The organism is Cellvibrio sp. (assembly GCF_053579595.1).
In genome coordinates this window covers 1-2858 of the sequence record NZ_JBRFPI010000111.1, presented here as the reverse complement: position 1 = coordinate 2858, position 2858 = coordinate 1, and the positions used below count along the sequence as shown (strand labels likewise).

At 51.9% G+C, this 2858-nt stretch carries 2 protein-coding genes; both read right to left on the bottom strand.

The annotated features are described in order from the left end of the window. Positions 1–366: 366 nt before the first annotated feature. Entirely contained in the window at positions 367–2205 is a 1839-nt protein-coding gene (locus tag ACWA6V_RS08995) for a glycoside hydrolase family 9 protein (protein WP_449522167.1), read from the bottom strand. Positions 2206–2384: 179 nt separating this feature from the next. Next, on the bottom strand, positions 2385–2858 hold a 474-nt coding region (locus tag ACWA6V_RS08990; RefSeq protein ID WP_449522166.1), incomplete at its 5' end, for an HdaA/DnaA family protein.

Below are 2858 nucleotides of genomic sequence, written 5' to 3'. Positions count from 1 at the left end.
CTCCAGTGCACCAGCCGGGGGAAGGTCTGGCCCCGGGCGGCGGTGGCAAGCAGACGCGAACGCGCTACCGCGTCATCGAACGCGCTGGCAACAGCGCCGCGCATAAGCGCACGGCGATTAATGGGATGGGTCATGATGGGTAGCTCTATTTTTGTTAGATGGCATTTATTCCGGCTCTCTCCAGCGCCGGTAATAAAGATTAGCCCGCTAAAAACACCTTATCTATCGGCCGATACGGATCTTTACTCTTTATGACAATAACCAGCAAAAGCGCAATAAAGGCGAGTAAAAACTGCTCACTCATTTGGTAAATAAAAAAGCCAGCTCAATGGCTGGCTCATAAAAAACTAAAGCGACATTACAACATCATTTCGGCGTTAACGCCTGAATAGCGGCCGAAACATAAACCAAAGGCGCATTCCAGTTAATCGCAATTTCATTACTGGCATAGCTGCACCAATTATCCAGGTAGGATTTGGCCGCGATATTGGAGGGATATGGCACATTGCAACCGGACTTATCCTGCTGCCCGGGCTGCGGGCCACCGGCGATAAAACCGGGAATTGGCTCTGCAATGCCATCGGCTTCTGATGGACGATGATGCGGATGCATAGTTGCTTTATCCCCATAACCAGTCACGAACGACATATCCGTCGCATTGCGGCCGAGCACATAATCAAGCATCGCCTGTGCGGCATCCAGATATTCGCGCTTGCCATTCAGGCGATAGCCTTGCACCAACATCATTGCCTGCCCCAGCGCAACCGAGTTACTGCCCCAGACAAAATCATTTTTCTGCATGGTCACGCGATAAGGGGACGCAGCCCATACAGTTTGCAAATTGGCAGCGAGTCCATCGATACGGTTGGCGATTAATTGTTTATCGGCAACTGCAGTTAAATTATCGCGGTGATGCGCCAATGAAATCCAACCCAAACTACGCACATCACCCCAGGAGGGAACTGTGGCAAAAGTGTTAGTGGGTTTCATCGCAGTGTAGTACGCGTCTTTTTTGCTGGTGATATACAACTCGGCCGCAGCCCAGGCAAATTCGTCCGCCAGATTGCCATCGCCGTACTCACCGGTTTTTACATCATCAGGTTGTTGGTAGGTGACTGCCGGATTAGCAACTGCCCAAGCCCAAGCCGATTCTGCTGCGGCCAACATATTGGCTGACATGCCGGGCAATTGGGTTTCGTATTGTGCAAAGACACGGCTAGCGGTTGCCATTACCGCGGCAAAATCCAACGCGGCTGCCGTCGTTTTTTGCACCACGTAGCGCTCGCTGGTCGCTTGATGTGGCATTACCGTGCCATCAAAATTTTTGTTCGTAAGTTTGTGATAGACACCACCATCGTTGGGGTCTTGCATGCTCAACATCCACTCCAGATTCCACAGGGTTTCATTGAGCAGATCGGGAAGTACATCGCCACTCTCGGGAATATTTAAATTCTGGCTGTTAAATATTTCCGGAAAATGCTCGTAAGCCGCGAGCAGTGAATAGGTCGCGATGCCCGAGTTGACAATATATTTGTTGTAATCACCAGCGTCATACCAACCCTTGGGGCTGGAGATAATAGTGCCTGCCGGGCGCGCTGCGCTGGCGGCCGATGGATGTACCAGTACTTGGGTGTCCGGATGCCCGAGCGGACGCGCAAAAACACCAGCATGGGTTGCGAGCAATTCAGCACTATTGCGGTTGAAATAAAAGGCCTTGATACTCGCCGCAGTTAATGCGCTGTAGACATCACTGGCGATCGTAAATGTGTAGGAGTCATTTGCTCCTTCAACACGTACAAGATAATCCCCCGGGGTTTTTACGCTGGAAAAGTCCGCCAACTTGACGCTTTCTTCCGATGCACTCCAGGTAGTTGCAGCGCTCAGGTTGCCGCTAAATACTTCTGCCTTTGTGGCGGTATTGATCACTTTAAAACTGGCAGCGCTGCCCGCAGGCACAACCGCCCATTTAGCAGACTCGGGTAAAAAACCCAGTTGGTTGAGTTTGATATTGCCCGACACCGCGGCCGCATTAGAACTGGCGGCGCTGCTGCTGATGGCTACCGCAGTAGATGATGCAGCCTTGGCCGAACTAGCAACGTTATTACCACTGCCACCTCCACCCCCGCTACCGCAGCCAAGCATTAAACCGGATACACCGACAAGCGCCAGCGCCGACACCAAACGAGTCGGGATAAATACAGCCATTGTGATTCTCCATTGCGTAGTCAGGCCCGGTTGGGCCTGTTGTTATGTGTTTGTCGTTATATTGAATTATGACGCAAGGTGAGATTAGTTCATTAGCAGCTAATCTACGCCCCGTTTTGCGCGAAAACCTAATAGTGGCGATCAGGTTAGAGAGAGTCTGGAGGTGAAGGAGATGGAGATCAAATCGCTAATACTTTCTTTACAAAAGGAATGGTTAATTTACGTTGCTCGGCGAGCGAAGCGTGATCGAGCCGCGCCAATTGCCAAAAGAGCTCATTAGTATCGCGCGGCAAGCGTTGGATAATGTATTGTGCTACCTCATCGCCCAATTCCAAGCCGCGGGCGCGAGCGCGCATCTGTAACGCCTGCTGTTTATCATCATCGGTCAGGCTGTGCAATTGATAGGTCAGCCCCCACTGCAAACGGGAGCGCAAATCTTCCAGACTCAATGCGAGTTCACGCGGGCTGTGCTCGGCGGCAACCAACAAGCATTTTCCCGCATCGCGCAAGCGGTTGTAGAGATGGAAAATCGCCAGTTCCCAATCGGCCCGGCCAGCAATCGTTGGCAAGCAATCCAGGCACACCAGATCCACCATTTCCAAACCGGTAAACAGGTCGTCGGGTGCATAACCCACCAAATCACGCAGCGGCAG